Source organism: Glutamicibacter sp. NPDC087661, assembly GCF_044743275.1.
Classification (GTDB): Bacteria; Actinomycetota; Actinomycetes; order Actinomycetales; family Micrococcaceae; genus Glutamicibacter.
This window is the reverse complement of sequence record NZ_JBIUWE010000001.1, coordinates 497,478-524,209: the sequence shown is the minus strand read 5'-3', so window position 1 is coordinate 524,209 and position 26,732 is coordinate 497,478. Positions and strand designations below refer to the sequence as shown.

15 protein-coding genes and 4 tRNA genes are annotated in these 26,732 nt (G+C 58.9%); 5 read left to right on the top strand and 14 right to left on the bottom strand.

The window, feature by feature from the left end; all coding sequences use genetic code 11:
• Nucleotides 1-2: 2 nt before the first annotated feature.
• Nucleotides 3-824: an electron transfer flavoprotein subunit beta/FixA family protein gene (locus tag ACIOTN_RS02525; protein ID WP_181149011.1), complete on the bottom strand. Its 822-nt coding sequence runs from the start codon at nucleotides 822-824 to the stop codon at nucleotides 3-5.
• Nucleotides 825-1,014: 190 nt separating this feature from the next.
• Nucleotides 1,015-2,538: a S1C family serine protease gene (locus ACIOTN_RS02520; RefSeq protein WP_402734763.1), complete on the bottom strand. Its 1,524-nt coding sequence runs from the start codon at nucleotides 2,536-2,538 to the stop codon at nucleotides 1,015-1,017.
• 319 nt (nucleotides 2,539-2,857) lie between these two features.
• Between ACIOTN_RS02520 and ACIOTN_RS02515 the strand changes: the two genes are divergently transcribed.
• Both ACIOTN_RS02515 and ACIOTN_RS02510 read left to right on the top strand, forming a co-directional pair.
• The gene (locus ACIOTN_RS02515; protein WP_402734762.1) at nucleotides 2,858-4,840 is read left to right on the top strand and encodes a TPM domain-containing protein; all 1,983 of its coding nucleotides are present in this window, start codon (nucleotides 2,858-2,860) and stop codon (nucleotides 4,838-4,840) included.
• Between the two features lie 70 nt (nucleotides 4,841-4,910).
• Nucleotides 4,911-5,642 carry a PspA/IM30 family protein gene (locus tag ACIOTN_RS02510; protein WP_105656844.1) on the top strand — a complete coding sequence of 244 codons (732 nt, stop codon included), beginning with the start codon at nucleotides 4,911-4,913 and terminating at the stop codon, nucleotides 5,640-5,642.
• A gap of 116 nt (nucleotides 5,643-5,758) precedes the next feature.
• Here ACIOTN_RS02510 and ACIOTN_RS02505 read toward each other — a convergent pair.
• Together ACIOTN_RS02505 and ACIOTN_RS02500 are read right to left on the bottom strand one after the other, a co-directional pair.
• Nucleotides 5,759-5,832: transfer RNA gene (locus ACIOTN_RS02505), tRNA-Met, on the bottom strand.
• 358 nt (nucleotides 5,833-6,190) lie between these two features.
• A tRNA-Met gene (locus tag ACIOTN_RS02500) sits at nucleotides 6,191-6,264 on the bottom strand.
• Between the two features lie 250 nt (nucleotides 6,265-6,514).
• Here ACIOTN_RS02500 and ACIOTN_RS02495 point away from each other — a divergent pair.
• Nucleotides 6,515-7,714, top strand: a complete 1,200-nt coding sequence (locus ACIOTN_RS02495; protein ID WP_402695966.1) for an IS1249 family transposase — start codon at nucleotides 6,515-6,517, stop codon at nucleotides 7,712-7,714.
• A gap of 161 nt (nucleotides 7,715-7,875) precedes the next feature.
• Here the strand turns inward: ACIOTN_RS02495 and ACIOTN_RS02490 are convergent.
• From ACIOTN_RS02490 to ACIOTN_RS02475, 4 genes are all read right to left on the bottom strand, one after another.
• Nucleotides 7,876-7,949 (bottom strand) — tRNA-Met (locus ACIOTN_RS02490).
• 465 nt (nucleotides 7,950-8,414) lie between these two features.
• Nucleotides 8,415-8,488: transfer RNA gene (locus ACIOTN_RS02485), tRNA-Met, on the bottom strand.
• Nucleotides 8,489-8,550: 62 nt separating this feature from the next.
• On the bottom strand, nucleotides 8,551-11,586 hold the full coding sequence (locus tag ACIOTN_RS02480) for a UPF0182 family protein (RefSeq protein WP_105657496.1): 3,036 nt from the start codon (nucleotides 11,584-11,586) through the stop codon (nucleotides 8,551-8,553).
• Nucleotides 11,587-11,716: 130 nt separating this feature from the next.
• Nucleotides 11,717-12,757 carry a PDZ domain-containing protein gene (locus ACIOTN_RS02475; RefSeq protein ID WP_133833706.1) on the bottom strand — a complete coding sequence of 347 codons (1,041 nt, stop codon included), beginning with the start codon at nucleotides 12,755-12,757 and terminating at the stop codon, nucleotides 11,717-11,719.
• Between the two features lie 256 nt (nucleotides 12,758-13,013).
• Here ACIOTN_RS02475 and ACIOTN_RS02470 point away from each other — a divergent pair, with 256 nt between their 5' ends.
• Nucleotides 13,014-14,441, top strand: coding sequence for a zinc-dependent metalloprotease (locus ACIOTN_RS02470; RefSeq protein WP_402734761.1), 1,428 nt, complete (start codon nucleotides 13,014-13,016; stop codon nucleotides 14,439-14,441).
• 61 nt (nucleotides 14,442-14,502) lie between these two features.
• On the opposite strand, the gene ACIOTN_RS02465 is transcribed toward ACIOTN_RS02470, so the two are convergent.
• From ACIOTN_RS02465 to nudC, 3 genes are all read right to left on the bottom strand, one after another.
• Nucleotides 14,503-15,114, bottom strand: a complete 612-nt coding sequence (locus ACIOTN_RS02465) for a M48 family metallopeptidase (RefSeq protein ID WP_105661505.1) — start codon at nucleotides 15,112-15,114, stop codon at nucleotides 14,503-14,505.
• Between the two features lie 125 nt (nucleotides 15,115-15,239).
• Entirely contained in the window at nucleotides 15,240-17,363 is a 2,124-nt protein-coding gene (locus tag ACIOTN_RS02460; protein WP_105661506.1) for an ATP-dependent DNA helicase UvrD2, read from the bottom strand.
• Nucleotides 17,360-18,196 (bottom strand): NAD(+) diphosphatase, encoded by an 837-nt coding sequence (nudC, locus tag ACIOTN_RS02455; protein WP_286134184.1) that lies wholly within the window; start codon nucleotides 18,194-18,196, stop codon nucleotides 17,360-17,362. Before nudC ends, ACIOTN_RS02460 begins: the two co-directional genes overlap by 4 nt.
• Nucleotides 18,197-18,455: 259 nt before the next feature.
• Here nudC and ACIOTN_RS02450 point away from each other — a divergent pair, with 259 nt between their 5' ends.
• Entirely contained in the window at nucleotides 18,456-19,766 is a 1,311-nt protein-coding gene (locus ACIOTN_RS02450; protein WP_105657502.1) for a phosphotransferase, read from the top strand.
• Nucleotides 19,767-19,789: 23 nt separating this feature from the next.
• Here ACIOTN_RS02450 and ACIOTN_RS02445 read toward each other — a convergent pair whose 3' ends face one another.
• Genes ACIOTN_RS02445 through ACIOTN_RS02435 form a run of 3 tightly spaced genes read right to left on the bottom strand, consistent with a single transcriptional unit; the run spans nucleotide 19,790 to nucleotide 26,702 of the window.
• Nucleotides 19,790-23,107, bottom strand: coding sequence for an ATP-dependent DNA helicase (locus ACIOTN_RS02445; RefSeq protein ID WP_105661508.1), 3,318 nt, complete (start codon nucleotides 23,105-23,107; stop codon nucleotides 19,790-19,792).
• Nucleotides 23,104-26,316 (bottom strand): ATP-dependent DNA helicase, encoded by a 3,213-nt coding sequence (locus ACIOTN_RS02440; protein ID WP_133833705.1) that lies wholly within the window; start codon nucleotides 26,314-26,316, stop codon nucleotides 23,104-23,106. Before ACIOTN_RS02440 ends, ACIOTN_RS02445 begins: the two co-directional genes overlap by 4 nt.
• Nucleotides 26,313-26,702, bottom strand: coding sequence for an MGMT family protein (locus tag ACIOTN_RS02435; protein WP_166650728.1), 390 nt, complete (start codon nucleotides 26,700-26,702; stop codon nucleotides 26,313-26,315). Before ACIOTN_RS02435 ends, ACIOTN_RS02440 begins: the two co-directional genes overlap by 4 nt.
• Nucleotides 26,703-26,732: the final 30 nt, after the last annotated feature.

Here is a 26,732-nt window from a genome sequence, read left to right as displayed (position 1 = left end):
CCTTAGATCAGCTTCTGTTCGGCCAAGAAATCAACCAAGGCGATACCTGCCTGGCCGCTGTCGTTGATGACCGTTCCGGCTTGGCGCGCAGGGCGGGCTTCAGCTGCGATAACTTCGGTGTTCGAGCCGAGGGCGCCGACCGCGGCTGCATCCAGGCCGATAGCGGCCAGGTCCAGCTCGGTGACAGTCTTCTTCTTGGCAGCCATGATTGCCTTGAAATTCGGGTAGCGCGGCTCGTTGGCCTGGTCGGTGACCGAGAGCACTGCCGGCAGGTTCGCCTTCAGGGTCAAAGTGCGGTCCAGGTGATCGCGCTTAATGGCCAGTTCACGCTGTGCGGCATCGAACTCAACGGCCAGCGCGTGAGTCAGCTGCGCAAAGCCCAGCCGTTCTGCGAGCTGGGCTGGAACAACCGAGGTTTCAGCGTCGGTCGAGGACATCCCGGTAATAACCAGGTCCACGTTGCCGGCATGCTCAACCAGCGCCGCAAGCGCTTTCGACGTGGCGATGGTGTCGGAACCGGCCAAGGCGTCATCGTTCAGATGCAGCCCTGAGCTGGCACCCATCTGCAGGGCCTTCTTGACGGAGTTGCCCGATCCCTTGCCGCCCATGGTCGCGGCGATGACTTCATGCCCGGCGGCGAATCCGCCGTTGGCTTCCACGATGGAAACAGCAGCTTCCACGGCGTATTCGTCAAGTTCGGAGAGTACTGATTCTGCACGGTCAAGGCGCAGCGTTCCCGAATCGATATGACGGTCAAATTGAACATCTGGGACGTGTTTGACCAGGACCACTATTTTCAGTGGAGTGGTGCTTTCCTCGCTCATTCGCGCCTTCCTACGAGCTTCGATGCCCGCACCGGTGCGGGGCACCGGGGCAGGCTAATTCCTTCAGTGTCTATCGTATCGACACAATGCAGTTCACTGGGTGTTTATCGCTCTCAGATCAACAAGTGACGCGGGCTAGTCGATCACCAGCCCGCGTTACTTGTTTCACAGCGTCATCATGACGATTTGTTTAGTTATTTGACAGCGCTCCGACAGTTGCTGTTGCGGTCTGTTCCTTGCCATTGCGAAGGTAGCTGATTTCCACTTCTCCCCCGGCTGGAATCTCGCGGATGGCCGCGGTCACGGTCTGCGAGTCCTGGACTGCACGGCCGTTGACGCCGGTGATCACGTCACCGGACTTCAGACCGGCCTTATCAGCTGCCGAGTCAGGGCTAATTTCAACAACGCGGGCACCCACCGAGAACGCCGAAGCGTTCTGCTGGTTCGATCCAGCTGCGCCCTGCGGGGTCACCGTGGCTCCGAGCAGACCGTGGGTAGCCACGCCGTTATCGATCAGTTCCTGGGCAACACGCTTTGCGTAGTCGATAGGGATCGCGAAGCCAACGCCAATCGATCCGCCTTCTTCACTGTTGCCTGCCGAGGCAATAGCAACGTTGACACCAATGATTTCACCATTGGCGTTGACCAATGCGCCGCCGGAATTGCCGTGGTTGATCGCCGCGTCAGTCTGGATGACGTTTACGTAGATCGAACCGCTTGAACGCTGCTGCTCTTGTTCCTGTCCCGGGAATTGGAAGTTGAATTGGTTGCCATCCCCGCCCTCGCTCTGGTCGCTTTCCTTCGGAACGGCCGAAGAAGCGATGGAGATGGTGCGGTTCAAGGTGGAAATGATGCCGTCGGTGACGGTGCCGCTTAGACCCAGCGGTGCGCCGATGGCGACAGCGGTATCCCCGACATTCAGCTCGGCCGAGGAACCCACGGCGGCAGGCACCAGGCCGTCGGCCGGGATATTGATGACTGCCAGGTCCGATAGAGGATCTGTGCCTACCACGGTGGCACTATGCACCGAACCGTCGTTCATCTGGACCGAAATTTTGGGATTGGCAACTTCGCCACCCAGGGTAACCACGTGGGTGTTGGTCAGAATATTGCCCTTGTCGTCCATGACGATGCCCGATCCGGAACCGCCAGAACCGTTGCCGGAAACCTCGATGGTCACCACGCTTGGGCTTGCCTTGGCGGCAGCGGCGGTGACTTCGGTGACCTTGTCCGGGTTGTTGATCACCACGCCCTCACGCGGCGAACTGCTCACCGAGGAAGACCCCGCGTCGTCATTCATCAGGTAGGTCGTGCCAGCGGCAGTGACGCCACCTACCAAGGCCGCGGCAATCATTCCGGCGATGAGCGTGCTGCCAGAGAAGGACTTCTTGTCCTTGGAAGGCTTCTCGGGCGGGATCGGGTAATTCGCAGGCTCGTTGGACGGAGGGCCGTAAGGGGAACCGTAGGGAGAGCCGTTCTGGACTTGCTGGGCGTCGGAATGCTGTCCGTGGGAGTGGGCCGCGTTCTGCGTTCTGTCAACGGACGGCGCGGGGTAAACGCTGGTTGGATTCTCGCTGGCGCTTGGAGCCTGATTCACTCGCGGGTAGCGCACCGTAGGTTCGGCCGAAGCAATTGGGTCGTTATTGGTGTCGTTAATTGGCTCTGCTGAATCGCCCGCATCGTTCCCACGTGGCTCATTCGGTGTCTGGCTCATGGCTTGCCTCTTTCGAACTGTCGAATCTCTTGAGTTCTATTATCCAACTCTGGTCTGTGGCATCGAATTGTGGTGTCTGAGCACCGGCTGTGAGTTAACTATTCTGCCAGCTGAATGTCGTAGACGTTGTTCATTAGGGCAAATAGAATCAATCATAAGTGTGAACCCAATCTCGGGGATCACCAGATCGGGATTCTCCCGATTTTAGATTGACTGATGCATTTCAGGTGGGGAACAAGACATGCGTATGAAAGCTCGACGGCTGATTGCTGGAGCAATATTGGCAACGGTAGCCTCTTTCGGCTTATCGGCACCTGCGATGGCTGAATCGCCTGTAACGATTCCACCTGGCGACTTCGTCGTCGATTCTTCAGGCGTGCTCGGCTCCGACGAAACGCGTTTGGAATCCGAAATTAAGGAACTTCGCAGCAATACCGGACTAAACCTGTTTGCGATATTCGTCGACGAGTTCTCCAACCCAGACCAGGCAGATCAATGGGCCGCCGAAGTTGCCAACCAAAAGGGTTTGGGCAGCGCTGACTCCATCCTGGTGGTGGCAACCGAGACCCGCCAAGCATATTTTGCTGGCGCCGAAGGCGGTCCGATTGCCAAAGCCGATACTGAAATCTACAGCAGCCAAATCAGCCCGGCACTCAGTGAGAAAAACTGGGCCGGTGCAGTCGAGGGGGCCATCGCTGGCATGCGCAGCGTTGAAGGTGGAGGCAGCCCAGATGGTTCATCCTCTGGCGGTGGTTTCCTAACCGTCGTACTGGCCATTGGTGCCGTTGCTGTGGTTGGGTTCCTTTTCCTTTCACGGCGCAGCAAGAAGAAGACCGCGCAACTCGGCCAGAGCCAAGGCCAACACCCAGGACAGTACGGCGCCCCTGCTCCGCAGCAGCAACTGGTCCCCCTGGACAAGCTCCGTTTGCAGGCAGACCAATTGCTGGTGGCTGCAGATGACTCGATCCGTTCTTCGCAGCAAGAATTGGGCTTCGCCGAAGCACAATACGGCAAGCAGGCTGTCCAGGTCTATGTGGAGGATATTGAACAAGCCAAGAACCACCTGACTGAATCTTTCCGCCTGCAGCAGCAGTTGGATGACGATATCCCCGATACCGAGCAAGATCAGCGTTCATGGTTGAATGAAATCATCGACCGTTGCAAGAAGGTCAACAGTTCCCTGCAGGCCCATGCTGACGAGTTCAAGCAATTGCGCCAGCTGGAGCAGAATGCCGAGGATCGCATTACTGAGGTATCGGCGAACCAGGAACCGCTCAACCAGAGGCTGTCGGCCCGCGTGGCAGACTTGGAACGCCTTGCCGGCCAATATGACGCCAGCGCAGTATCGCAGATCAAGGACAACGCCGACCAGGCCGCCGAGCGCCTGACCTTTGCTTCTTCCGCCTTGAAGCAGGCATCAGAGAAACTGGCCACTGACCGATCCAATGCCGCGATCTTGATCCAGAATGCGGAAGAAGCCCACGACCAGGCCGATGTGCTGCTCAAGGCCATCAACAAGGCTGGCGAAGCCTTGGGGCAGGCCCAGCAAGACTTGAAGTCCGCAATCGCGCTGGCCGAACGCGACCTGGCTCAAGCGAACGCCTTCGTTGGCAACGGAGCAAATCCCCGCCTTTCCAGCGCCGCGGCCGGTGTCGAAAGCACTCTGGCGAATACCAAGCAAGCACTGAGCAGCGGCAAATACAACCCGCTGGCTTTGATCACCCAGCTCGATGAGTCCGTTCGCCCGCTTTCAGAAGCTCTTTCAAGTACGCGTAACCAGGCTCAGCAGGAACAATCAGCCCGTGCACAACTGGATTCGTTGCTGCACACCGCAGCGTCGCGCATCAGCGGTACCGACGATTACATCCGTGCCCGTCGCGGCGGCGTCCGCTCTTCAGCTCGAACCCGCCTTGCTGAGGCGCAGCGCACCTTCGATGAGGCGCGCTCGCTTTCTGGCAGCGATCCGCTGCGTGCTGTAGGTTCCGCACAGCGTGCCATTCAGCTAGCTGACCAAGCTGCGCAGATGGCCGAAAGCGACGTCAGCGGATTCGACGGCTTCGGCGACTCGCGCGGTTACGGGAACTACGGCCGTGGCCGCGGGGGCGGGATGTTTGATGGCATCGGTGGCGCGATGCTCGGAGGCATCCTGATCAATACCATCCTCGGCGGCGGAGGCCATGGCGGTCATTCCGATGGCGGCGACGGTGGAGGTTTCTTTGGCGGGGGCGGCTTCGGTGGCTTCGGCGGCGGAGGCGGCTTTGGAGGAGGTGACTTCGGAGGCGGAGGAGGCGGCAACTTCTAGCTTGCCGGACCAGTTTCACCAGAAGGTTTCAAGTTCATAGTGTTTTCTTGACGGACAGAAAGGTCCAACCATGATCAAGCAGTCAATCTTCGGACGCATTTCCCAGTTGGCCAAGGCCAATATCAATGCAATGCTCGACTCAGCTGAAGATCCCCAGAAAATGATGGATCAGATGGTGCGCGACTACAACGACAATATTGCTGAAGCAGAGCAGGCGATTGCCCAGACCATCGGCAACTTGCGCATGCTGGAAGACGACTTCCGCGAAGACGAGCAGGCAGCTTCCGAGTGGGGCAACAAGGCTCTGGCAGCATCCAACAAGGCAGAAGAGTTCCGTGTTGCAGGCAATGCCGATGATGCCTCGAAGTTCGACAACTTGGCTAAGGTCGCCATCCAGCGCCAGATGCAGGCCGAGTCCGAGATGAAGACCGCCGAGCCGACGATCGCTTCGCAACGCGAGATCGTGGACAAGCTCAAAAGCGGCTTGAACATGATGAAGGAAAAGCGTACCGAACTGGCAAGCAAGCGCGACGAGCTGGTCGCCCGTTCCAAGTCGGCACACGCTCAAAACCAGGTCAATGAAGCCATCAAGTCCGTGAACATCATGGATCCGTCCAGCGAAATTGGTCGCTTCGAAGAAAAGGTTCGTCGCGAAGAAGCCCGCGTTCGCGGTGCTGCAGAATTGCAGGCATCAAGCCTGGACTCCCAGTTCGAGTCTCTGGAAGATCTGGGTGAGCAGACCGAGGTGGAAGCCCGTCTGGCCGCTCTGAAGGCCAAACAAACCGATGCTTTGGAGAGCTAAACTTTCTGCTCTCTGAACTGTGTCAATTGGCTGGCAGTGCGAAAGCATTGCCAGCCAACTTCTTTAATGCTTAAACCAAAAGCGGAGACCCTTCCGGATCTCCGCTTCCACTTTCGTGGCGGGGAGAGGATTTGAACCTCTGACCTCCGGGTTATGAGCCCGGCGAGCTACCGAACTGCTCCACCCCGCGTCGGTAAATACAACATTACCAATCAGTGAATGACTTGGCCAATCCTGGGATAGTGCATTGCGTCACCAAGAGACCCCTGGCTCATGAAGCGGGGAAATCGCCCCACTCCCCACGGCATCTCCACAGGGTCAAGGGAAAGCTTTTCAGGACCATCCGGCGGGCTCGAAACAAAATCAACGCCATGGGTCCGCTGCCTGTCCGCCTCGGCCCAGTGAATGCGGACATATTAGTTGCTCCCCCATCGGGAAGTCGATCATGTGCCTACTGGCGCTTGGCCACGCTCACCCGTTGGCGCCGTCCTGAGAAATCCAATTAAACCAAAAACGGAGACCCTTCCGGATCTCCGTTTCCACTTTCGTGGCGGGGAGAGGATTTGAACCTCTGACCTCCGGGTTATGAGCCCGGCGAGCTACCGAACTGCTCCACCCCGCGTCGGTAAATACAACATTACCAATCAGTGAATGACTTGGCCAATCCTGGGATAGTGCATTGCATCACCAGGACACCCCCGGCTCGCGAAGCGGGGGCAACCGCCCAACTCTGCACAGGCTCTCCCCCGGATGAAGGGAAAGCTTTTCAGACCCATCCGGCGAGCTTGAATAAAAATAAAGGGCTATAGGCAATAAAGTGTGTCTGAAAACCTGATCCTGCCCCGGACAGCCGGGGCAGGATCAAGGTTCACATGGGTATTGAATCCATAAGTGTGAAGCTTACTGGACAATCCCATACTTGTATTATCTGTCATTCCCGACTGAAGAAAAACGGAACCACCTCCAAAGGAACCCAGCGCTGGCGCTGCATCACCTGCAATGCCAGCACCGTTTTCAAACGCGAAGACACCACCGCCCGCAACCAACTCACCGGCTTCGTCACCTGGCTGATGAGCAAACATTCCCAAGCCGAATTCGGCGGCGGAACCGGCCGCACCTTCCGGCATCAGACCGCTTGGTGCTGGAACGTGCACCCCTACCTGCATCACACCGGCGAAGTCTTCGACGAGATCCAAGTCGACGGCATCTATCTGCGCCAAGGCTGGTGCCTGCTGATCGCCATCGCTCACGGACGTGTCATCGGATGGCAGTGGTGCGACCGCGAAAAAGCCGAGGCCTGGACCGTGTTGCTGCAGCATTTCCCCGGACCGAAAGTCGTGGTGACCGACGGCGGATCAGGCCTGATGAAAGCGCTCAAAGAGTTCTGGCCGAACGTGAAAATTCAACGCTGCTTGGTGCATATCCAGCGCAACGTGCGCACCTACCTGACCCTGAATCCGCGTTTGCCTGCAGGGAAGTCATTACGTCGATTGAGCCTGAAACTCACGAAAATCCGGACGCAGGAAGCCGCAGCAGAATGGATTGCCGCCTTCGCTGCGTGGCATGCCGAAAACCACGAGCTGATCAATGAACGCACCTACGCTGCTGACTGGTCCGGTGCCTGGCCGCGGGGCCTGCGACGCAACCGCAAGTGGTGGTACACCCACGATCGGCTACGCAGCGCCTACGAGTCCATGAATAACGCCCTGCGACGCGGGCACCTGTTCACCTACCTGGATACAGATCTGAACGGCTTGGGGATCAACGCGACGACGAACATGATTGAAGGTGCGGTGAACTCCGGCATCCGGGCCATGATTTTCTATCACCGAGGGATGCCCATTGAGCATCGCCGGCGGGCGTGCGAGTGGTTCTGCTGGACGCATGCGGATGACGGGAACCACCCGGCCTTGCGGACACTGTTGCGCCCGGAGCATTACACTCCCGAAGCGAAGAAGAAGGCGCAGCACATAGTTGATGAAGCACCAATCGGCCCGGAGCTTTATGGCACTGGCGCCAGCACTGAGGATGGGCAATTCATTCGCAGTGAGTGGATGAGGAATATCTACTAGAGCAGGGTTTTAAGGTTGTCTGGCCCGGGAACACGCCCGGGTCAGACACACTTTATTGCCTATAGCCCAAAATAAACGCCACGGTCGCCCATTGGCGCAGGCCTGAGAAGTCCGGTTAAACCAAAAACGGAGACCCTTCCGGATCTCCGTTTCCACTTTCGTGGCGGGGAGAGGATTTGAACCTCTGACCTCCGGGTTATGAGCCCGGCGAGCTACCGAACTGCTCCACCCCGCGTCGGTAAATACAACATTACCAACTGGTGAACTCAATAGCGAATCGAAAAGAGTGTCCTTAATCGCACTACGCCTAAATGTCCGACCTGATCCGAATTATCCTTTGGTTATATCCAGATGCCTCGGCCCGGCGTTACCCGGGTTTCAAAGACCCCAGGGGTCTTCCGCCGCATGATTGCACACTCCGGCGGGTAGCCCGTCGCCACAAGGTGCCTGAGAGTCTGCTGCGATCACCCTAGCCCGCTCAGGGGAAGATTCTCGGGCCTTCCAGCGCCCGGGGCCCTGCGGTAGGCCTGGAACTGCGTCAGCCTTCGGCCCCAACTTACACATATGCCGGCGACCGCCCCCTTCCCGTACATGGGTTGACGGCAGTTCCCGCATCAATTCACGGGTACTGATCCGGCAACGGGCAACTTGCAGATTAACGCAAAATGGAGATCCGTTAGGATCTCCATTTTGCCATTCGTGGCGGGGGCAAGATTTGAACTTGCGACCTCCGGGTTATGAGCCCGGCGAGCTACCGAACTGCTCCACCCCGCGATGACTAGACAATTCTTGCATCATCGCGGAGTGAAAGCAAATCGGTCAGCTGATGCTAGTGCTTAGCCTTCAGCACCGTCCTGGGGTGCTGGCGATTGGGCTGCGTCCTGATTTTGTCCGTCGTCCAGTTTCACATCCCCGTCAACCTCGGTGCCGTTGATGGCCGCATCTGCGTCCATCGCGCGGGTCAAGGCATCCTCCAACTGCTTCTGCGATTCGCCGTAGGCTCCGAAGTCACTCTTGGCCAGCGCTTCCTGGCCATTCTTGATGGCTTCATTCGCATCAGCCAGAGCTTCGGAGAGCTTCTGGGTATCAGTCTTGGTTGGTTCCTTCTCGCCCTTTGGATCATCCTCTGGCGTAACGCCTTCGGTCTCACCAGTCACTGCACCGGACTCACCGCCGAAGACCTCATCCAGTGCTTCAGCCAAGGTATCGGCGAAGCCAACCTTGTCGCCGAAGGAAACCAGGACCTTACGCAAGGTCGGGTAGCTGGTCTGTCCCGAGGACTGAACGTAGACCGGCTGAACGTAGAGGATACCGCCGCCAACTGGCAGCGACAGCAGGTTGCCGTTCTTGACCTCCGAAGCACCCTGACGCAGCAGGTTCAATTCAGTGGTCACGCGTGTGTTGGTATCGAAGTTCTGCTGTGCTTGGCCTGGGCCAGGAACCGCAGTATCTCGTGGCAGCTCGAGCAGGCGCAGCTTGCCGTAGTCTTCGGCCTTCGCCCCAGGTTCGGAGCCGGCATCGGCGTTGGCCGAAAGGAAGCCGAAGAGCACGTTGCGCTGCTGGCCGTTGGCCGCGGCAGCAGGGATAAACGTCGAGGTCAGCGAGAACGACGCTTCATCCTGGGTCGGCATCTTCAAGGACATGAAGTATGGCGGCTGCTTCACGCCAGCGGCGGATGAGGTCGGATCATCCGGCACAGCCCACGCGTCGTTGGACTCGTAGAACGCGTCCGGGTTGTCCACGTGGTAGGTGGTTAGCACTTCGCGCTGCACCTTGAACATGTCCTCAGGGTAACGTACGTGCTCCATCAACTCAGCCGACATGTCATCCAACGGGTTCAATGCCGTAGGGAAGACCTTCTGCCAGGACTGCAGGATCGGGTCTTCGGTGTCCCAGGCGTAAAGCTTGACCGTTCCGTCATAGGCGTCGACGGTGGCCTTCACCGAGTTGCGCAGGTAGTTCACGCGGCCGGTCAAAGACAGGTCCTGCGCATTAGTCAGCGAGTCGGTCACTGCCGAGTCCAATTGCTGCTGCTGCGAATACGGGAAGTCGTTGGAGGTGGTGTAGCCATCGATGATCCACTGCACGCGGCCATCAATGATGGCAGGGTACGCCTGGGAATCCAGCGTCAGGTACGGAGCAACCTTGCTCACGCGATCGCGAGGATCACGATCGTAGAGGATCTGCGATTCGCTATTGACGTTCTGTGAGAGCAAGAGGTCAGTGGAGGCGAACTTCAGTGCGTAGACCAAGCGGTTGAACATGTTGCCAACGTTCGGACCGCCATCGCCCTGGAAGGTATAGCGGGTGTCTTGGTTCTCGCCACCGGTACCTGGACGGTCAAGTTCCTGGTCGGTCCATCCCTCATCCGGCCCGCCGACAATGGAGTAGGACGGAGAATTCTCACCGAAGTAGATCCGCGGCTCGTAATCCTCGTCGGTAATCAAATCACCGGAGGTCGGGATGCCACCGAGCATGAAGTCCGGACGACCACCGGCAGCCACGCGGTTACCGTAGGCAGCCACCAGGCCGTAGCCATGGGTGTAGTTGATGTGCTGGTTCACCCACGTGTCGGTTGGGTCCACGTTCACTTCACGGGCGGCAATAACGGTATCTTCCACCTTGCCGTCGATCTCGTAACGGTCGACGTTAAGGGTCTCGGCGAAGGTGTAGTAGCCGCGGAACTGCTGCAGCTGCGCGAAAGCAGCCGAAACCAGGTTTGGATCCAGCAGGCGGATATTCGCGGTGGTTGAGGTTTCCTCGGCCAGCGCATTCTTCTCAGTCGAGATCTTCGCATCGTAGTCAGTAACTTCGACATCGTCGAGACCGAAAGCCAAGCGCGTCATTTCGATGTTGCGCTCAATATAGTCGCTCTCCAACGCCCTTTGGGAAGGGACCACCTTGTACTGCTGGATCAGGAACGGGTAGACGCCGCTGGCAACGATCATCGTTGCTACCAGCATGGCGGTGCCGATCAATGGCAAACGCCAGCGACCGTTGATTGCCGCAATCACGAAGGTGATGGCGATAAGGACTGCCACAATGGCCAGAATCATCTGTGCAGGGATGACAGCGTGGACATCCTTGTACAGTGCACCGGCGACACGGCCGGACTGGTCGGTGAGGGTCTCGTACTGGCCGATCCAGAAGTTCACAGCCTGGAAGATCAAGAAGACTCCGACAACAACTGCGGTGTGCACCCGAGCGGCCTTGCCAACGGTTATGCCGCCACGCTCTTCAACGCGGATTCCGCCGTAGAGGTAGTGGGTCAGCAGACCAGCCACGCCGCTGAGCAGCACGACCGAGATCAGGAAGCCGTTGACCAGTGCGATGAATGGAAGGGAGAAAACGAAGAAGCCCAGATCCATGTTGAACTGGGGGTCAGTGCTACCGAAACCGACCTGGTTGAAGAACAGCAAGATGGTCTGCCACTGTCCGGCCACGGCAACGGCAGCGAAAATGCCGATCACCAATGGAATGCCAACCATCAGGAATCGGCGGACTGGTTCCAGCTGGGCCTGGTAGCGCGACATGGAATCAGGTCGGGTCGAGTTTGGCGCATAGACAGGGCGGTGCTTGTAGGCACTGCGCATCGAGAACCACATTGGAACCGCCATCAGCACCAAAGCGATCAGGAAGATCACTAATTTGGAGATCCGCTCAGTCCAGTAGACCTCGGAGAAACCCAGCTGGTTGAACCAGAGGATATCAGCGTAGAAATTCGACAAGAAAACGAAGACTGCGACGAGAATGACCACCGCGAAGATGGTCAGGGTCAGCGGCGAGGCTTTCTTGCCCGAAGGGTTGGAAGGTCGTTGTGGTTCTTGGGGCCGCGGCGGACCCCCGAACGGACTATCCGATCCGAAAGACACTATCTATTCCTTACTTTGGGTTCTTCCCGTTGTTCCCAACAAGAGAACTCGTGTACCTAATTCTTGTACGGGCGTTGTGTACGAGACTGGTTTCCTTGCATCACATTCTTCCCTTGATGCCCGGCTAAATCTATTCGCATGTCGTGAAAGTCGCCGGGTCTTCACCTGCGGCGATCTTCTCCAATGCCTGGCGAGCTTCTGACAGGGTTGCAACCTTGATGACATCCAGTCCGGCAGGAATACGCCCTATGGCTTCAGCGCAGTTGTCGGCTGGGGCCAAGAAGACGGTTGCTCCGGCATTCTTCGCCGCCACCATCTTCTGGGCGATTCCACCGATTGGACCGACCTTGCCATCGGCTGAAATCTCACCGGTACCTGCGATGTGGTGGTCTCCCGCCAATGAGCCTTCCGTCAGGCGGTCAATGATCGCCAAGGCAAACATCATGCCGGCGCTGGGACCGCCAACATTTTCCAACCCGAAGCTCACATCGATAGGGAACTCGTATTCGTTGCCCAGGAAGACACCCAACTGGCGTTCGCCATTCTCGGCTTCCTTGGTGTTCACAGTGACATCTACGTCGCTGTAGACGCCATGCTTATCCGGTCTGCCAACGGTCAAGATTGCTGGTTCTGCACCGCGGGAATTCAGTTCTTCCTTCAGCTGTTCCAGCGAAGTGATCTGCTCTCCTTCGAATTTCAGAAGGCGATCCTTGGGCTCAAGCACTTTTTCATTCGTGCCGGTGGAGAACTCAGCGACCGTAAGCCACTCGGTAAAGCCCTGATCCAGCTCGGCCAAAGCCGCTGCCACAGCCAAGTCCTGCGATGAAGTCATCATGAAATCATTTTGTTCATTCTTCTCTTCCGAAGAGACACCACGAGAAATGATGGTTTCTTCAGGAACTAGATCCTTGGCCGAATTGACCAATGCTTCAAGTACGACAGGTATGGTGATTCGGTTCTGCCCGCCACCCTGGACGTAAATGGTCAACAGATCCAAGACGCTCTCCGAAGGGTATGACTGGGCTCCCTTGATGGAGACCACATCGTGCCCGTTGTCCTCGCCAAGAGTGTTAAACACTGGGCCAGGCGACCGGATCATGAAATTCGTCGGGAGAAACATCATGACGCCGATCAGGAGGAGCGCAACGACGCCGGAGCTGGTGCGTTTCATGGTTTTGGAACCTCGCGGAGTGCGGCTGGAATCGCCTGGCTCCAAAGTCGAGTCTTGTGGTTCCTGTACGTGCACTGATCCTGCTCCCGCCAACTGTCAAAAAATACGCGGATCCGTCCTTGCAGACATCCCCACCCTTAGCCTACTGAAGCCCTGGGTTTAAAAGCATCAGCATCAAGGCGTATTCGATGTGCCGAAAGCGAACTGAAGCCCAGATTCATGGGAACTATCAGCTACTCGCGGTAGTTTTAAAGGCATGGCACAGAACCCCCCGAATAACCGCCCTAACGGCGATGACGACGAAAACAATCCGCAGGACCCATTTTCTGCAATGTTTGGTCAGCTCTTCGGTGGCGGATTCGACCCGAATGACCTCCCGCCGCAGCTTCGTGATGCCCTTGGTGCTCAAGGCGATCCGGCTGCGATGCAGAAAATGATGCAGCAGGCCCAGGCCATGATGTCCGCGATGATGAGCAATAACGCGTCTTCCGGTCCGGTGAACTGGAAGCTTGCATCCGACACCGCTTTGCAGGCATATGCCAGCGATGATCCGGCGGTATCGGACGCGCGCAACAACGCCATCAGCGATGCGTCAAACCTTTCTGAACTGTGGCTGAACAACGCTACGGTGTTCGAGTCGAACGGCCGCTCGACCGAGGCATGGACTCGTAAACGATGGTATGACAAGACCCTGGCCACCTGGAAGCAGGTCACCGAGCCTGTTGCCGAGTCGGTAGCTAACGCAATCACCACCGCGATGAAGGATCAGATCCCCGAAGAGATGAAGGGCATGCTCGGCAATTCCGATGGCATGTTCCGCAATCTCGGAGCCAGCATGTTCGGCATGCAGCTGGGCACTGCACTGGGCGGCTTGGCAACCGATGTGCTTGGCGGCACCGATATCGGCCTGCCTTTGGCAGGAACCACTCCAGGCATTGTCGCGGCCAACGTCAGCAAGTTCGGCGATGGCCTTGAAATCCCAGAGCAGGAAGTCCTGCTGTATGTGATTCTGCGGGAGAACGCACACGCACGATTGTTCAACCGGGTCCCTTGGCTAAGCTCCAAGTTGATTGGTGCCGTGGAATCCTATGCTCGGGGCATCCATATCGACATGTCGCGCATTGAAGAAGCAGTACGCGGTATCGATCCGTCCAACCCTGAAGCGCTGCAGTCGATGCTGGGTGAAGGATTGTTCACCCCGCAGCGCACCCCCGCTCAGGAGAAGGCTCTAGAAAACCTAGAACTGACGTTGGCATTGATCGAGGGCTGGGTTGATCATGTGGTCTCCTTGGCCGCCCAGAACCTTCCATTTGCTGGTCACCTGCGCGAGACGATGCGTCGCCGCCGAGCTTCGGGTGGCCCAGCTGAGACTGCCTTCGCATCTCTGGTTGGCCTTGAATTGCGCCCACGCAAGCTGCGCGAAGCGGCTGCCCTGTGGGAGCACTTGTACGACGAACGTGGAATCGAGGGCCGTGATGCCGTATGGGATCACCCAGATCTGATGCCTACCGCGGAAGACCTCACCGATCCCAAGGGCTTCACGCATCGCCGTGAAGTTGCCGCGACCGAGTTCGACGACTTTGACGCAGCACTGGGTAAGCTTCTGGACGGCGGCTTCGACAACGCTGAACCCGAAGCCGAAGGCGATGACGGTTCAGGGAATCCAGAGGATCCGAAGAACTGATTAGATCGAAACCTCGAAGGAGGGATGTGCACGAGTGCACATCCCTCCTTCGTGCATTGAGCTACTGTTCCTCGTCATGGCCGAAACCCGAAAGTTCATCCTGGGCCCGGCCCAATTCCTTGGCGTGAGCGTTGTAGCCTGCGTGGAATGCCTCCAAGAAAATATCCGCCTGCGCTCGGCGTTCGAACCGGTTCAGCAAAGCCTGGAACCTAGGTCCGTGGCCGGCCCGCGGGACCACCAGATGCGCAAGCTCGTGGACTAGAACATAGTCCTGCACCCAGCTGGGCATATGCTGCAACGTGACCGATAAGCGGATGCTGCGCTGCCGATATGAAGCCGAACCCCAACGCTTATTTTGGTTGGCTACCCAACGCACGGATTGCGGCGCGGCTTCGCCGGCGAAGTACTGCTGGTCAAGAGATGCCGCTCGGCGCTCCAGCGCATCATCGGTATGACCCGCGGTACGCGCTTGGCGTCCCTTGCGATACTTCGAGATCATCTCATCAACGAAAGCGCGTTCCGTTTTTTCGTCCAGCGCTGCAGGGACTTGGATAATCAGCCGGTTATCGCGCCACTGGGAGGAAATGGTCTTCTTGCGCTTGGCCGAGCGGAGAACCCGCACTGGAATCTCATCCGGCGCGACGAAGTCGACGGTGTTTGGAAAAGCTGGCATTGCATTGCGCCTCTTTCCTCATCTATGGCAGCGGCCGGGGACCTTCCTGTCCGCTCACTACGTGATCTCTAAGCTACGTCCTAGCCTGAACAGCTTCGGACCAATTCGCCAACTTGTGGAGAACCCTATGCGCGGCGCTCGTCAACGACCGCAAGCACCGCCTCGCCATATCGTTCAAGCTTGCTACGTCCCACCCCGGGAATCTTCGACAATCCCTGGATTGAATCCGGCTGGTGCTCCGCGATGGACATGAGGGTTGCATCGGTGAATATGACGAATGCCGGGACCGCGTTGGATTGGGCAACCTCCGATCGCCATTCACGCAAAGTCTCAAACAACGCTTCATCATAGGCAGCAGGGCACGAGGCGCAACGTTTGAGCTTTCGCTCTTTTGCACTGGTCAAGAAGGATCCACAGGTCATGCAGACTGCGGGCGTGATTTTCTGTTCGCGTTTGCGGTAGGTGGTCTGCTGCCTGCTGCTGGCTTGGCGTACCGATTTAATTCCATCGAGGAATCGTGATGGGTATCGGTGCGCGCGTCCGCCCGGGGTCCTTGCCAGCGACCAGGACAGGTACAGGTGCTTCCGTGCGCGGGTAATACCCACGTACAGCAGCCGCCGTTCTTCATCGAAGCCCGCTTGGTCCTTGGCATAGGAGATCGGGACCAGGCCTTCGTTCAATCCAACCAGGAATACAGCATCCCATTCCAGCCCCTTGGCTGCGTGGAATGATGCCAAGGTGACGCCATCCAGAGTTGGCGCGTGCTGGATCGCTGCGCGGTCTTCCAATTCCTTGACCACATCGTGCAATGTGGCATCAATGTCTTGTTCTTTTTTAAGCGCAACGACTTCGTCGGCCAGGCGAACCAGTGCCGACATCGATTCCCAACGCTGGCGCACCGCACCAGTGCCGCCGCTTGGGGCATTCGCCGAGTAGCCGTGCGAGGAGAGCACATCGCGCACCATCTGCGCAACCGGAGTATCTGCGGCGACGCTCAAGCCGGCCCGCAAGGCCAGCATCCCTTCCTTGACTTCGCGACGGGAGAAGAACCGCTCGGCACCACGCATTACGTAGGGGATGGAATACGCCGTCAGTGCTTGCTCAAAAGCCTGGGACTGCCCGTTGGTGCGGTACAAGATGGCAATCTCGGAGATGTCCTGGCCGTTTTTGAGCAGCTGCTTGATGCGCTGGGCGACTTCCTCGGCTTCATTTTCGTCATCCGTCGCTTCAAAGAATTCAGGGGCCGGACCGTGATCGCGTTGCGCGATGAGTTCCAGTGGTTCGGGCCAGGTCACGTTACGGTCAGGGACTTGGGATTCAATGCGCCGATTAGCAAGCACCTTATTCGCCAGGTTCACGACTTCAGGAGTGGAGCGGTAATCGCGTACCAGCTTCACGACCTTTGCTTCCGGAAACCGTGTGCCGAAGTTCAGCAAGAAGTCTGGGCGTGCACCGGTGAAAGAATAGATGGTCTGGGAGGCATCGCCCACCACGCACAGTTCGTTGCGCTGGCCAAGCCAGAGATCCAGGAGCCGTTGCTGCAACGGCGAAACGTCCTGGTACTCGTCGACGACGAAGTGGCGGTACTGCTGGCGTACACTGGCTGCGACTTTTTCATTGTCTTCAAGAATTGCAATGGTCAGCAGCAGTACGTCTTCAAAGTCGATAACTCCGCGGTCATCTTTGAGCTCTTCGTAGGTTTGGAAGATGCGGGCCATGCTCACTGCTTCGAGACCGTTGGGCAGTTCTCGGGAAGACGCAATCTTGGCGTAGCTTTCCGGGGTATGCATGGAGACCTTGGCCCATTCGATTTCCGCAGCCAGATCACGGACCATGGCGCGGTCGCTGGAAATGCGCAGGCGACGCGCCGCCTCCGCAATGAGCGGGGCCTTGTGTTCTACCAAGTTCGGCAGGGTACCGCCAACGGCCTGCGGCCAGAAGTACTGCAGCTGGCGCAAGGCAGCTGCGTGGAAGGTACGCGTCTGCACGCCGGGTGCGCCGAGCTGACGCAAGCGGGTACGCATCTCCGCAGCTGCACGCGTGGTGAAAGTCAGCGCGAGAACACTGGTCGGGTTGTAGATGCCAGTATGCACGCCGTGGGCGATCCGGTGGGTAATTGCTCTGGTCTTGCCGGTTCCTGCGCCCGCCAGAATACACAGTGGACCGCTGAGGGTTTCAGCTGCTTGCCGCTGTTCAGCATCCAGTCCCGCCAGCAAATTGTCTGCTGGCGGATTGTCGTATTCGGTCACTTGCTCAGGGCCTCCGGAAGGGGTTCGCCGTACCAGGTACGGATCAATGCGTGGGCTATCGAGACTCCGCGCGGTATATCTATTGTTCCTGATTCCAGAGCTTCACGCAGTTCGGCTCGTGTGAACCAGCGAAGGTCCATGATTTCTGCACCATCCGGAACCAGCTCTTCGCTCAAGGCTTCAGCAGCGAAACCGAGCATCAGCGATCGCGGCATTGGCCAGGGCTGGGAACCGCGGTAGGCGACCTCTCCAATACGCACACCGGATTCTTCAAAGATCTCGCGGCGCACAGCAGACTCTAGGGACTCCCCTGCTTCGACGAATCCTGCAAGCACCGAGTACATCCGGTGCTTGAAGGTGGCGTTGGATCCGAGCAGCAATCGATCTTGGCTGTCGATCACCGAGGCAATGATTGCCGGGTCGGTACGTGGAAAAAGCTCGTGGTCATTGTTCACGCAACGCTGGCCCCACCCGAAGGTGGCAGCCCTAACGGGTGAACCGCAGCGTGGGCAGAATTTCTCTGAACGGATCCAATTGGCGATCGCCTGCGCTTCAACGAAGAGTTCTGCATGCAGTTCATTGAGCAGGTTGAAGCCTTCACGTAGCGTCGTCCAGCGCTCGATGCCGCTGGAGGCATAGTCCTCGGCATCAACGAGAGCCAGAACGTATTCCGTGCCTGATGCACGCCCCAGGTACACCTGGCGCTCGGAGTCTTTTGCGAGGTAGTCCGTGCCGTTGAGAAAGAAGAGATCAGAGCCGATAGTTGCCGCGCCACCACCACTGATCAGCAGCACCTTGGTGCTGCGCTGCTTAAATAGGCCAGGCAAAAGCATCGGGTCTTGCTTTTCGGTCAGTGGGCGCTCAATCAGAGACTGTCCGAAGTGAAGTCCGGTAAGTGGGGTTCGATAAGTTTCTGCCAGAGCCATACCTCTAACCTAATGCACATAGCGCTCCAGAATCTTGATGCTTGCTCAATGTGGATAGCTGTTGATCAATGAGATTCGTCGCAACTCTGAATGTTGCCGGTGAATCCCGCCATATTCCGTGCGTCATTCAACGATAGAAAAGGGAATCTCGCATACGGTGGAACTTGTGAAACGCACTGCCATGGAACTCGCCGCAATTGCCACCGCCGCCGTCCCCGGATTGACTCCGGTAGGCTTCGCGGCGCTGTCCGACGATGCAGAAGATTTTGACTCAGCATTGATCGTCGACGCACTCAAGCATCGCTGGCGCGTTCGTTCACCTCGGCATGACGAGGCAAGCATGCGTCTGGAAGCAGAGCTTTCGGCCTTGCGCGCTTTCTCCGCCAAGGTCCGCGCTTCACTGCCGTTTTCCTTGCCTGCCGTAGCCGGCACCGTGCGCCAGGGCCCACTGCGCACCTTTGTCTACAAGGATATGCCCGGACACGTTCCGACCCTCGATGAATTGGTTGATGTCGGCAGCAACCTGGCCAAGTCGCTGGGCCAATGCATGGCTGCCATCCACCAGATCCCAGATGAAGCTGTTGAAGTGGCAGGCCTGCCGACCTACACTGCCGACGAGATTCGACAGCGCAAACTCAACGAACTGGATACGGCCGCGGCTACGGGCAAGGTGCCAAGCGGTTTACTGCGCCGTTGGGAACACGCCATGGAGGACGTGGCGCTGTGGCGTTTCAACGCTGCCGTAGTTCACGGCGACTTCGATGAAGAGCAGCTGCAGATTTCCCATTCCAGCATCACTGCAGTCAAGGGCTGGACAGATTTGCACGTCGGTGATCCCGCTGATGACTTCGCTTGGCTTTCGGCCATAGAAGACCAGAGCTTCAGCGAGCGCGTTTTCACCGCCTATGTCGAAGCCCGCGGCAAGGCTGCGGATCCGCACATCATGCGTCGCGCCGCGCTGGCCGCCGAATTCGCGCTGGCGCAGTGGCTGGTGAAGTCTTTGGATTCCAAGGACTACGAGCGCATCGCCGAGGCCGAAGAGATGCTACGCGAATTGGACCAGAACATCGCGGAGTACGGTGGCCAGCCATTGTCGGTCGTGGAAGCTCCGCGCCCTTTGGCTCCCCAGCCAGAAGCACCGGCCCAGAAGGCTCCGGAAAAGCCGGCCGCCGTCGCCGCGCCAAGCATTAACACCGACAAGGTCACTCCCCTGGCAGCGGAATCGCCGAACTCCGCAACACCCCGAAGCACAGCGTCCAATGTCCAGGCCGCGCCAGAGGAGTCTGGTGACCAGCCAAAATCTGATGCTGTTCAGGCTGATGCCAAGAACAGTTCGCCTGCGAAGGATGAACCCGCCTCCAAGGCCGCCGAACACGATAGTGATGCAGCGGAGGCCGAGTCAGCTGCCGCACGGCCAATGAGCACGGCTGAGCCTGCTGAAAAGAACAACAAGCCTGTTGAGGACGCCGAGAAGTAAAGACTTCCCAGCGTCCTGAGCGGCTAGCCTTCGAGCTGTTCAAACGCGCTGCTGATCATCTGTTCCAGTTCTTGCTCATCGGAGAGATACTCCGCGTGGATCGTAATGCCCGCCGCCACATAGTAGAAGGCGGCCTTGATCTCCTCTAGCGGGATTCCGTGCAGGCGTGACCAGCCCAGACGATACACCGCGAGCTGGACCAGCTTGCTCTTCAGATCCTTGCCGCTAGGAACTCGACCGGTTTTCCAGTCCAGCATCAGCCACGTACCGTCGTCCATCCGGAAGACGGCATCAATGCGGCCACGCACAGCCACCGGACCCACACGGGTCTCCAATGGAACCTCGACATAGGCCGGCTGCAGCTTGGACCATTCGCTGCATAGGAACGCTTCCTTCATGGATTCAAGGTCCAGCGCCTCATCAAGATAGCCATCTGCCGGATCCTGCAGGTCTCCCAGATCAAGCATTGACGTCTTCTCGTAGAACTCTTCAATCCAGGCATGGAACGCGGTACCGCGCCGTGCAGCGAGCCCCGGTCGACGCGGCACCGGGCGTCGAAGGTTTTCCAGTACCCCAACCGGGTCCTCGGCCAGCTCGACAAACAATGAAGCACGCACATGCTCTGGTGCCTCGATGCTGCGCTCACGGCCAGCCAAGAACTCGCGCTGGCCTAGAAGTTTCTCGGCTTCTTCAGCCCACTGCCTCCCGAAGCTGGTCAGCGGCTCATGATCTGTTGGAACGGATTCGAGATCCTTCGCCACTTCCGCAATGACATTGCGCCGTGAATACGGGTATGGAGTCTTTTGCACTCCCCCCGTGACGACGGGGCCTTCCAATGGATCGTACGGCCACAGCGCTTCAAGGGGCGTCAAAGTGCTCGGGTTTTGTTCCGGCGCTTCTTCGTCCTTCACCCAGACCCCGATCTCCGCCTGGGGTTCCTCGCCTTCGGCCAGCGGAAGCAAACAGGTGAAGAATTCTGATGGCTCGGTTGGCTTGGTACGGGTGCTCGTCCAGACGCTGCTACTGCAAATCAGCAATGACTTGGCGCGGGTCACCGCAACATAGGCCAGGCGACGCTCTTCGGCAATGTGGTGGTCCTCTACCTGGTCCTTGAAGACCGATTCGGCTTCCAGCAGTTCCTTCAAGGCCGGCTGTTCGGTGTCCCATTGGGGCAGGTCGCGGGCGTCGCCACGGATTTCCCAGGGCAGCGCTTTGTCACCGCTGGTCCACCGGTCGGATTTGGAACCCGGGAACACCCCGTCGTTCAAGGTCATCACCGCCACGATGTCCCATTCCAATCCCTTGGACGCGTGAACCGTCAGCAATTGGACTGCCGCGGGGTCAGCATCTTCGCTTGGCAGCGGTAGTCCCTTTTCCTTTTCGGCGGCCTGTTCCAGCCACATCAAGAAGCCGGACAGTTCAACGCGTGGCGCATTGCGGCAGTATTCGCGTACCACATCGGCGAAGGCATCGAGGTTGGCTCGCGCCTTGTCTCGAGATATCCACGGACGGGCAGCCACCTCGATGTCCAGGTTCATGGCGCGTTCGGTCTCGCGAATCAGCGTTTCAAGGTCGTCATTGGCCAGCAGCCGCAGGCCGGCGAGTTCATCGCGCAGGGCCGCCAAGCGCTCGTAGCCCGCTGCGCTAATGGTCCTGCCGTCATTGCTGGTCCACCCTTCCCTGGGCAGGAAGTCCAGTGCTTCGACGAGGCTGGCCGCATCATTGAGTTCGGCGCGGGCCGCCTCGGTCACTGCTTCTTCGGGGCTCTGCGCCTCTTCGCTTTCTGCCGGGTCTGGCTGCAGCCCGCGGGCTCGCCGCCGTTCCAGCTGGCGGGACCAATCGGCGAAGGCCATCAGGTCTGCGGCACCCAGCCGCCAGCGCGCTCCAGCCAATAAGCGCATGAGCTTGTCGGAGCGCAGCGGGTCAACCAGCACGTGCAGGTACGAGACCAGGTCGGTGAGCTCAGGGGTGCTCAGCAATCCGGATAGTCCCACGAGCTGGTATTTGATGCCCCGCTCAGCGAGCACCTCGCCCATGATGCTCAACTGGGTACGATTTCGCGAGAGCACCGCACTGGTCTTCGGCTCGGAAGATGCCCTATTCTCGGCAACAATCATGTCGGCTATGGCGTCTGCCTCGTCGCGAACCGTTGCGCAACGGTTGAGCACCACACGACCTGGCTTGGCATGCGCCGAGGAATCCAAGGGCTTGACCGAGACCGGGCCTTGATGCTGCGGCCCGCCGGCAGTGATGCTATTCGCTGCCGCGAGCACGTTGACGGTATTGCGCCATGCGATGGTCAGGTGCTTCACGTGGGCGACGTCCCGGCCTGTGTCCCGAACAATCGGGAAGACTTCTGGGAATCGGAACAGCTGACCGGCACTAGCCCCGCGGAATCCGTAGATGGATTGGTTAGGGTCACCCACCGCGGTGACCGGATGGCCTTCGCCATAGAGTTGAGAGAAGAGCACCATCTGCGCGTGCGAGGTGTCCTGGAATTCATCCAGCAGCACCACCTTGTGGCTAGCCCGTTCGGCGAGCGCAGCTGCCGGCACCTCCTGGGCGATACGCGCTGCGTGGGCCACCAAGTCGCCGTAGTCCATCACCCCGAGGCGCTTCTTTTCCCGGGCGTACTCTTCAGCCAACTCAGCGATGGTGGCACGTGAAGCCAGCTTGTCGATGAGCTTGAGGGCTGCTTGGGTAGTTTTCTTGGGCTTCTCTGCGTCCATCGGCAAGGTGCGCAGGCGTGCCACCAGGTCATCAATCCACTGATGGGCCTCAGGTGCGGTGACCAAGTGCTCGGATGCTTCCGAACTGAAGGAAACGATGGCATCAATCAGTGTGCTGGTGGCACTGTTCAGGTGCTCGTAGTTGCCGGTGTATCTTTCCAGCACCGAGTGGGCCACCTGCCATGATTGGGCCGCGCCCAACAAGGCACTGTCTTCTTCAAGGCCAAGCCGCAGCCCATGGTCTTGGACCAGGGTGTTGGCGTAGGAGTGGTAGGTGGATACCGCAGGGTCAAGGAAGTCCCGGGTTTCTTCTGGGCTGAGCAGACCGGTGGCCACAAGCTGCGCGATCTTGGCACGGATACGCACGGAAAGCTCTCCCGCTGCCTTGCGGGTAAAGGTCACCCCGAGAATCTCTTCCGGCCGGACCAGCTGGTTGGCTACCAGCCAGACGACTTTATCCGCCATGGTTTTGGTCTTGCCCGAGCCGGCGCCGGCGATGACCAGCATCGGTTCCAATGGCGCAGCGACTATCTCAGCCTGCTGCGCGGTGGGCGGAAACTGCTCGCCCAGGGCTGCGGAGAGTTCTTCTGGAGTGAATCTGATATTGCTCATGGTTCGGTGACCTGTCGTCCTTGGGCGCACAAAGGGCAGATTTCAGGCAGCGTGCAGTTGCCGAGGATCCCTGCGGCTCCCGAAACGTGCCGGGTGATGAATTCACTGTTTCCCATCAGCGAGGCAGCTTCGAAGATGAGCGCGCGGGCCCAGTCCCCTTCACCAATTGATGGTTGTTCACGGACCGAGGCGCCCTTGGTGCTGGTACCGACGTAGACCAAGGATGCGCCGGCTGGCTCATCCGGGAGTCCTGCAGTTTCCTCGTGATCTTGCAACGCGCCGAGCTGGATTGCGGTTTGGTAGACGCCTAGCTGCGGGTGTTCCAAGGTTGCGTCCTTGGATGGCGCAGTGGAACCGGTTTTCAGGTCAACGACCCTCACCTTGCCGTTGGCGTCAGCTTCGACGCGGTCGATAATTCCGCGAAGCTGGATATGCGTGCCGTCAGGGGCCGGGACCTCGATCTGGAACGGCATCTCGCGAGCCACCAGTTCGCGTCCTTCTTGGCGCATGGTGACGCAGTAGGCGGCGAACTTCTTGAGCATGCTATTGGCACGGTCGAAGTCCCTTTGACCTTCCCAGTTCTCCAGTTTTTCCAGCTCTGGCCAGCGTTGCTCCAGGATCTGCTGGTATTCGCTTCCGCTTGCATCGGGATGCTCTTCGGCGATGGAGTGGATCAGCGTACCCAAGGAGGCCGCGAAATCGCGGGCAGCGGTTCCACCAGCGCTTTGCACAAACCAGTTCAGCGGCGATTTCACCAGGGTTTCCACCTTCGACGGTGACACCCGCCGAGGCTGGTCTTCCGGGATAACCGGTTCATGGGTAGTCAGTTCGCGCAACCCCCACCAGGAACTTGGATGCGCTCCTCGCACCGGGCGCTCTGCCTGAGCCAGGCGTCCAAGCACGTGGGTGGCGTCCTGGTACAGGTTAGCTGCTTCCACATCGTCCGGCGCTGGCGCTGCCCCAAGGCCGGCGGCCCTGGCTCTCTCGGCGGTGCTGCGCAGCTCTGCCACCAAGGTTGGAAGCGAACGGATGCGCGGAACCGCGGTTGGTTCCCTGCCTTCTGGCCCCGGTGGCTCGACCAGATCCAGGAAAGAGGAAGGCTGGCTGTCTTCGTTATCGACCGCCGTGCAAATCAGCTGGTCTCCAGCACGGGAGACGGCATTGCTGAAGCTGCGCAATTCGTCGTTGCGGATTTGGCGTACCAGATGCGTTGGCGTTCGGGTGGCCAGGAATTCAATGCCATGCTCCGCGGCGTCGGCGAGCGCATTGGAACCGAGCAGCTCGCCACGGAGCCGGAGGTTGGGCCAGGAGCCTTCTTGCAGCCCGGGGATAAAGACCACTGGCCATTGCTTTCCGGCAGCGGCAGCGGTAGTGAGAACCGTGACGGTTTGCCCACCGGCAGCACGGGTTGCCAAGGAGTCCATGGGCAATTCCTGCTGCAAGATGTGCTCGATGAACTGCTGGACGCTGGCGCCGGGAAGCTGATCCACAAAACGTTCTGCGGCTTGGAAAAGCGACAGGACAGCATCCAGGTCATGATCTGCGCGGCGGGCGGCAGTGCCGGTGCCCAGGGCCTCTTCGCGCCAGGCCTTTGCCCGGCCCGAGGCCTCCCACATCACCCAGAGCGCTGTTTCCGGTGTAGCGGTTCCGCTGGCCAGTTCGTCTTGCAGCGCGGAGTACATCTTCAGCAGCCGGTTCAATCCGTAACCCGGCTTGCCCAATTTCTCGGCCATTGCCGGTTCACGCAGGCAGGATTCAAGCAACTCCTGGCTGGAGCGGCGTCCGCCGGCTGCGGCTTCCTGCTGGCGCAAGAGCTGGCGGATCCGGCGGATTTCCAAGGCAGTGCTCATCCCATAACGCGACAGCAGCAGGTTCTGCATCAGGAGCGGGTCATCGGTGACAGAATCGCTGAACGCCAAGTTCAACAGGTCAAGCAGCGGACGGACCGCACCTTCATCCTTCAATGGAATTTCGGCCGGCGGCACCTGCACGCCGATTCCCTGGCCTTCAAGAAAACGGCTGAAGGAGCGCACCTGTGAACCGTTGCGCACCACAATCGCAATTTCAGCGAGGCTGCGGTTCTCGTAGAGGTTCAGATGCACTATCCGCTGGGCAATGAAACGTTCTTCCAAGGTGGAATTCTCGAATACCAGTGCCTGGCACAGTTCGTGTTCCGGCACGTTCAACGGCTCAATAGCTCGTCCGCGCAAGCCTGCAGCCAGCGGCACGCGGCTGACGATCCGTTTCCATGCCTCGGTGATCTGTCCAGACATTCGATAGCCGTGGGTCAGTTCGAGGCAGGTCGCTTCGCCAGCACTCGCGTAATTCTGTGCGAAACGATGCAATTCATCGGTGCGGGCACCGCGGAATCCCTGAACTACGCTGTCGGGTGCAGCGAAAGCGACCATGGCGCGGTCCTTGCCGAGCAGAGCCAGGAGGCGGTGCTGCGACAGGGTGGCTTCTTGCAGGTCATCCACGAGGATCAGGGCCAACCGGTCCTGTTCTGCGTGCAGGAACGCTTCATTGTCTTCCAGAATTTGTGCCGCCCGGGTAATCAGCCCTGCCGGGTCGAAGGCTTCGGCGCTGCCCAAGTCCAGCAGGTCGCGGTATTCCTGGTAGAACAGCGCAGCAGCGTGCCATTCGGGGCGGTTGGCTTGCTGGCCGAGGTCAGCGATGTCTGCAGGTTCCAATCCCAGCTCTGAAACACGGTCGAAGAACTCGCGGATTTCCTTGCGGAAGCCGCGAGTCCCTACTGCCAGCGCCAGTTCGCTTGGCCACTGCGGTCCTTCGGTGAGGCCTTCGGCATGGCCTTCCAGCAGGTGGCCGATGAGGGTGTCCTGTTCCGGACCGGAGAGCAAGCGGGGAATGCGTTCGAGCTGGGGCAAGAGTCCTTCAACGCGGGCACGGCGGATCAAGTCAAAGGCATAAGCCGACCAGGTGCGAACCACCGGTTCGGTGAAAGTCCGTTCTGCTCGGCGGCTGAGCTCATCACGGATCGAGGCAGCGGTCAGTCGAGTTGGCCCGATGATCAAGAGGGCCTGCGGATCGAGCCCGGCGTCAAGGTGCGCCACCGCGGTGTCGATGAGCAGATGGGTCTTGCCGGTACCCGGAGCCCCAGTGACCAGGACCGGGCTTTCCACCGAATGCAAGTGGCCAAGGACCGAGGTGGCTTCTTCGCGGGGCTGGCTTCGGGTCTCTTCCATACTCATAGTTGATCATCCATCTCGGACATTTTGGGGTTGCCCAGCGCCGTACGCAGCGCGTCAATTTTTTCCCACGCCCAGTCGTTGGGGTTCCAGCGGTATCTATTCATGTTCACGTGACGGCCAGGTGCTGCCAGTTCTTCTGCGATCCAGTGCCGTTCTGCTGCTTCGGCAAGCGCATCGGCCATGGAACCGTTGGAGCGGATAATCCGCCACCATGGTGTCCCTTCCGGCGCGCTTGCCATCGCCTTGCCCGTTTGGCGTGCTCCCCCGCTTCCGAGAAGTTCTGCCACGTCCTTGTAGCTGAGCACCGCCCCTGCCGGGACGAGTGCTGCGAGGCGATGCACCGCCTCTGAATAGTCCAGGGGCTTTTCGGCTGCGTCAGATGTCATAGCCCTATTCTGCCAATTAGCTTGCAGGAC

Excerpts from the sequence above, each read along its gene's own strand:
- ACIOTN_RS02470 (WP_402734761.1), top strand. The coding sequence starts at position 13,014 with ATGGCACAGAACCCCCCGAATAACCGCCCTAACGGCGATGACGACGAA.
- nudC (WP_286134184.1), bottom strand. The coding sequence starts at position 18,196 with ATGCTTTTGCCTGGCCTATTTAAGCAGCGCAGCACCAAGGTGCTGCTG.
- ACIOTN_RS02525 (WP_181149011.1), bottom strand. The coding sequence starts at position 824 with ATGAGCGAGGAAAGCACCACTCCACTGAAAATAGTGGTCCTGGTCAAA.
- ACIOTN_RS02510 (WP_105656844.1), top strand. The coding sequence starts at position 4,911 with ATGATCAAGCAGTCAATCTTCGGACGCATTTCCCAGTTGGCCAAGGCC.
- ACIOTN_RS02435 (WP_166650728.1), bottom strand. The coding sequence starts at position 26,702 with ATGACATCTGACGCAGCCGAAAAGCCCCTGGACTATTCAGAGGCGGTG.
- ACIOTN_RS02445 (WP_105661508.1), bottom strand. The coding sequence starts at position 23,107 with ATGAGCAATATCAGATTCACTCCAGAAGAACTCTCCGCAGCCCTGGGC.
- ACIOTN_RS02440 (WP_133833705.1), bottom strand. The coding sequence starts at position 26,316 with ATGAGTATGGAAGAGACCCGAAGCCAGCCCCGCGAAGAAGCCACCTCG.
- ACIOTN_RS02495 (WP_402695966.1), top strand. The coding sequence starts at position 6,515 with ATGGGTATTGAATCCATAAGTGTGAAGCTTACTGGACAATCCCATACT.
- ACIOTN_RS02475 (WP_133833706.1), bottom strand. The coding sequence starts at position 12,757 with ATGAAACGCACCAGCTCCGGCGTCGTTGCGCTCCTCCTGATCGGCGTC.
- ACIOTN_RS02520 (WP_402734763.1), bottom strand. The coding sequence starts at position 2,538 with ATGAGCCAGACACCGAATGAGCCACGTGGGAACGATGCGGGCGATTCA.
- ACIOTN_RS02515 (WP_402734762.1), top strand. The coding sequence starts at position 2,858 with ATGGCTGAATCGCCTGTAACGATTCCACCTGGCGACTTCGTCGTCGAT.
- ACIOTN_RS02465 (WP_105661505.1), bottom strand. The coding sequence starts at position 15,114 with ATGCCAGCTTTTCCAAACACCGTCGACTTCGTCGCGCCGGATGAGATT.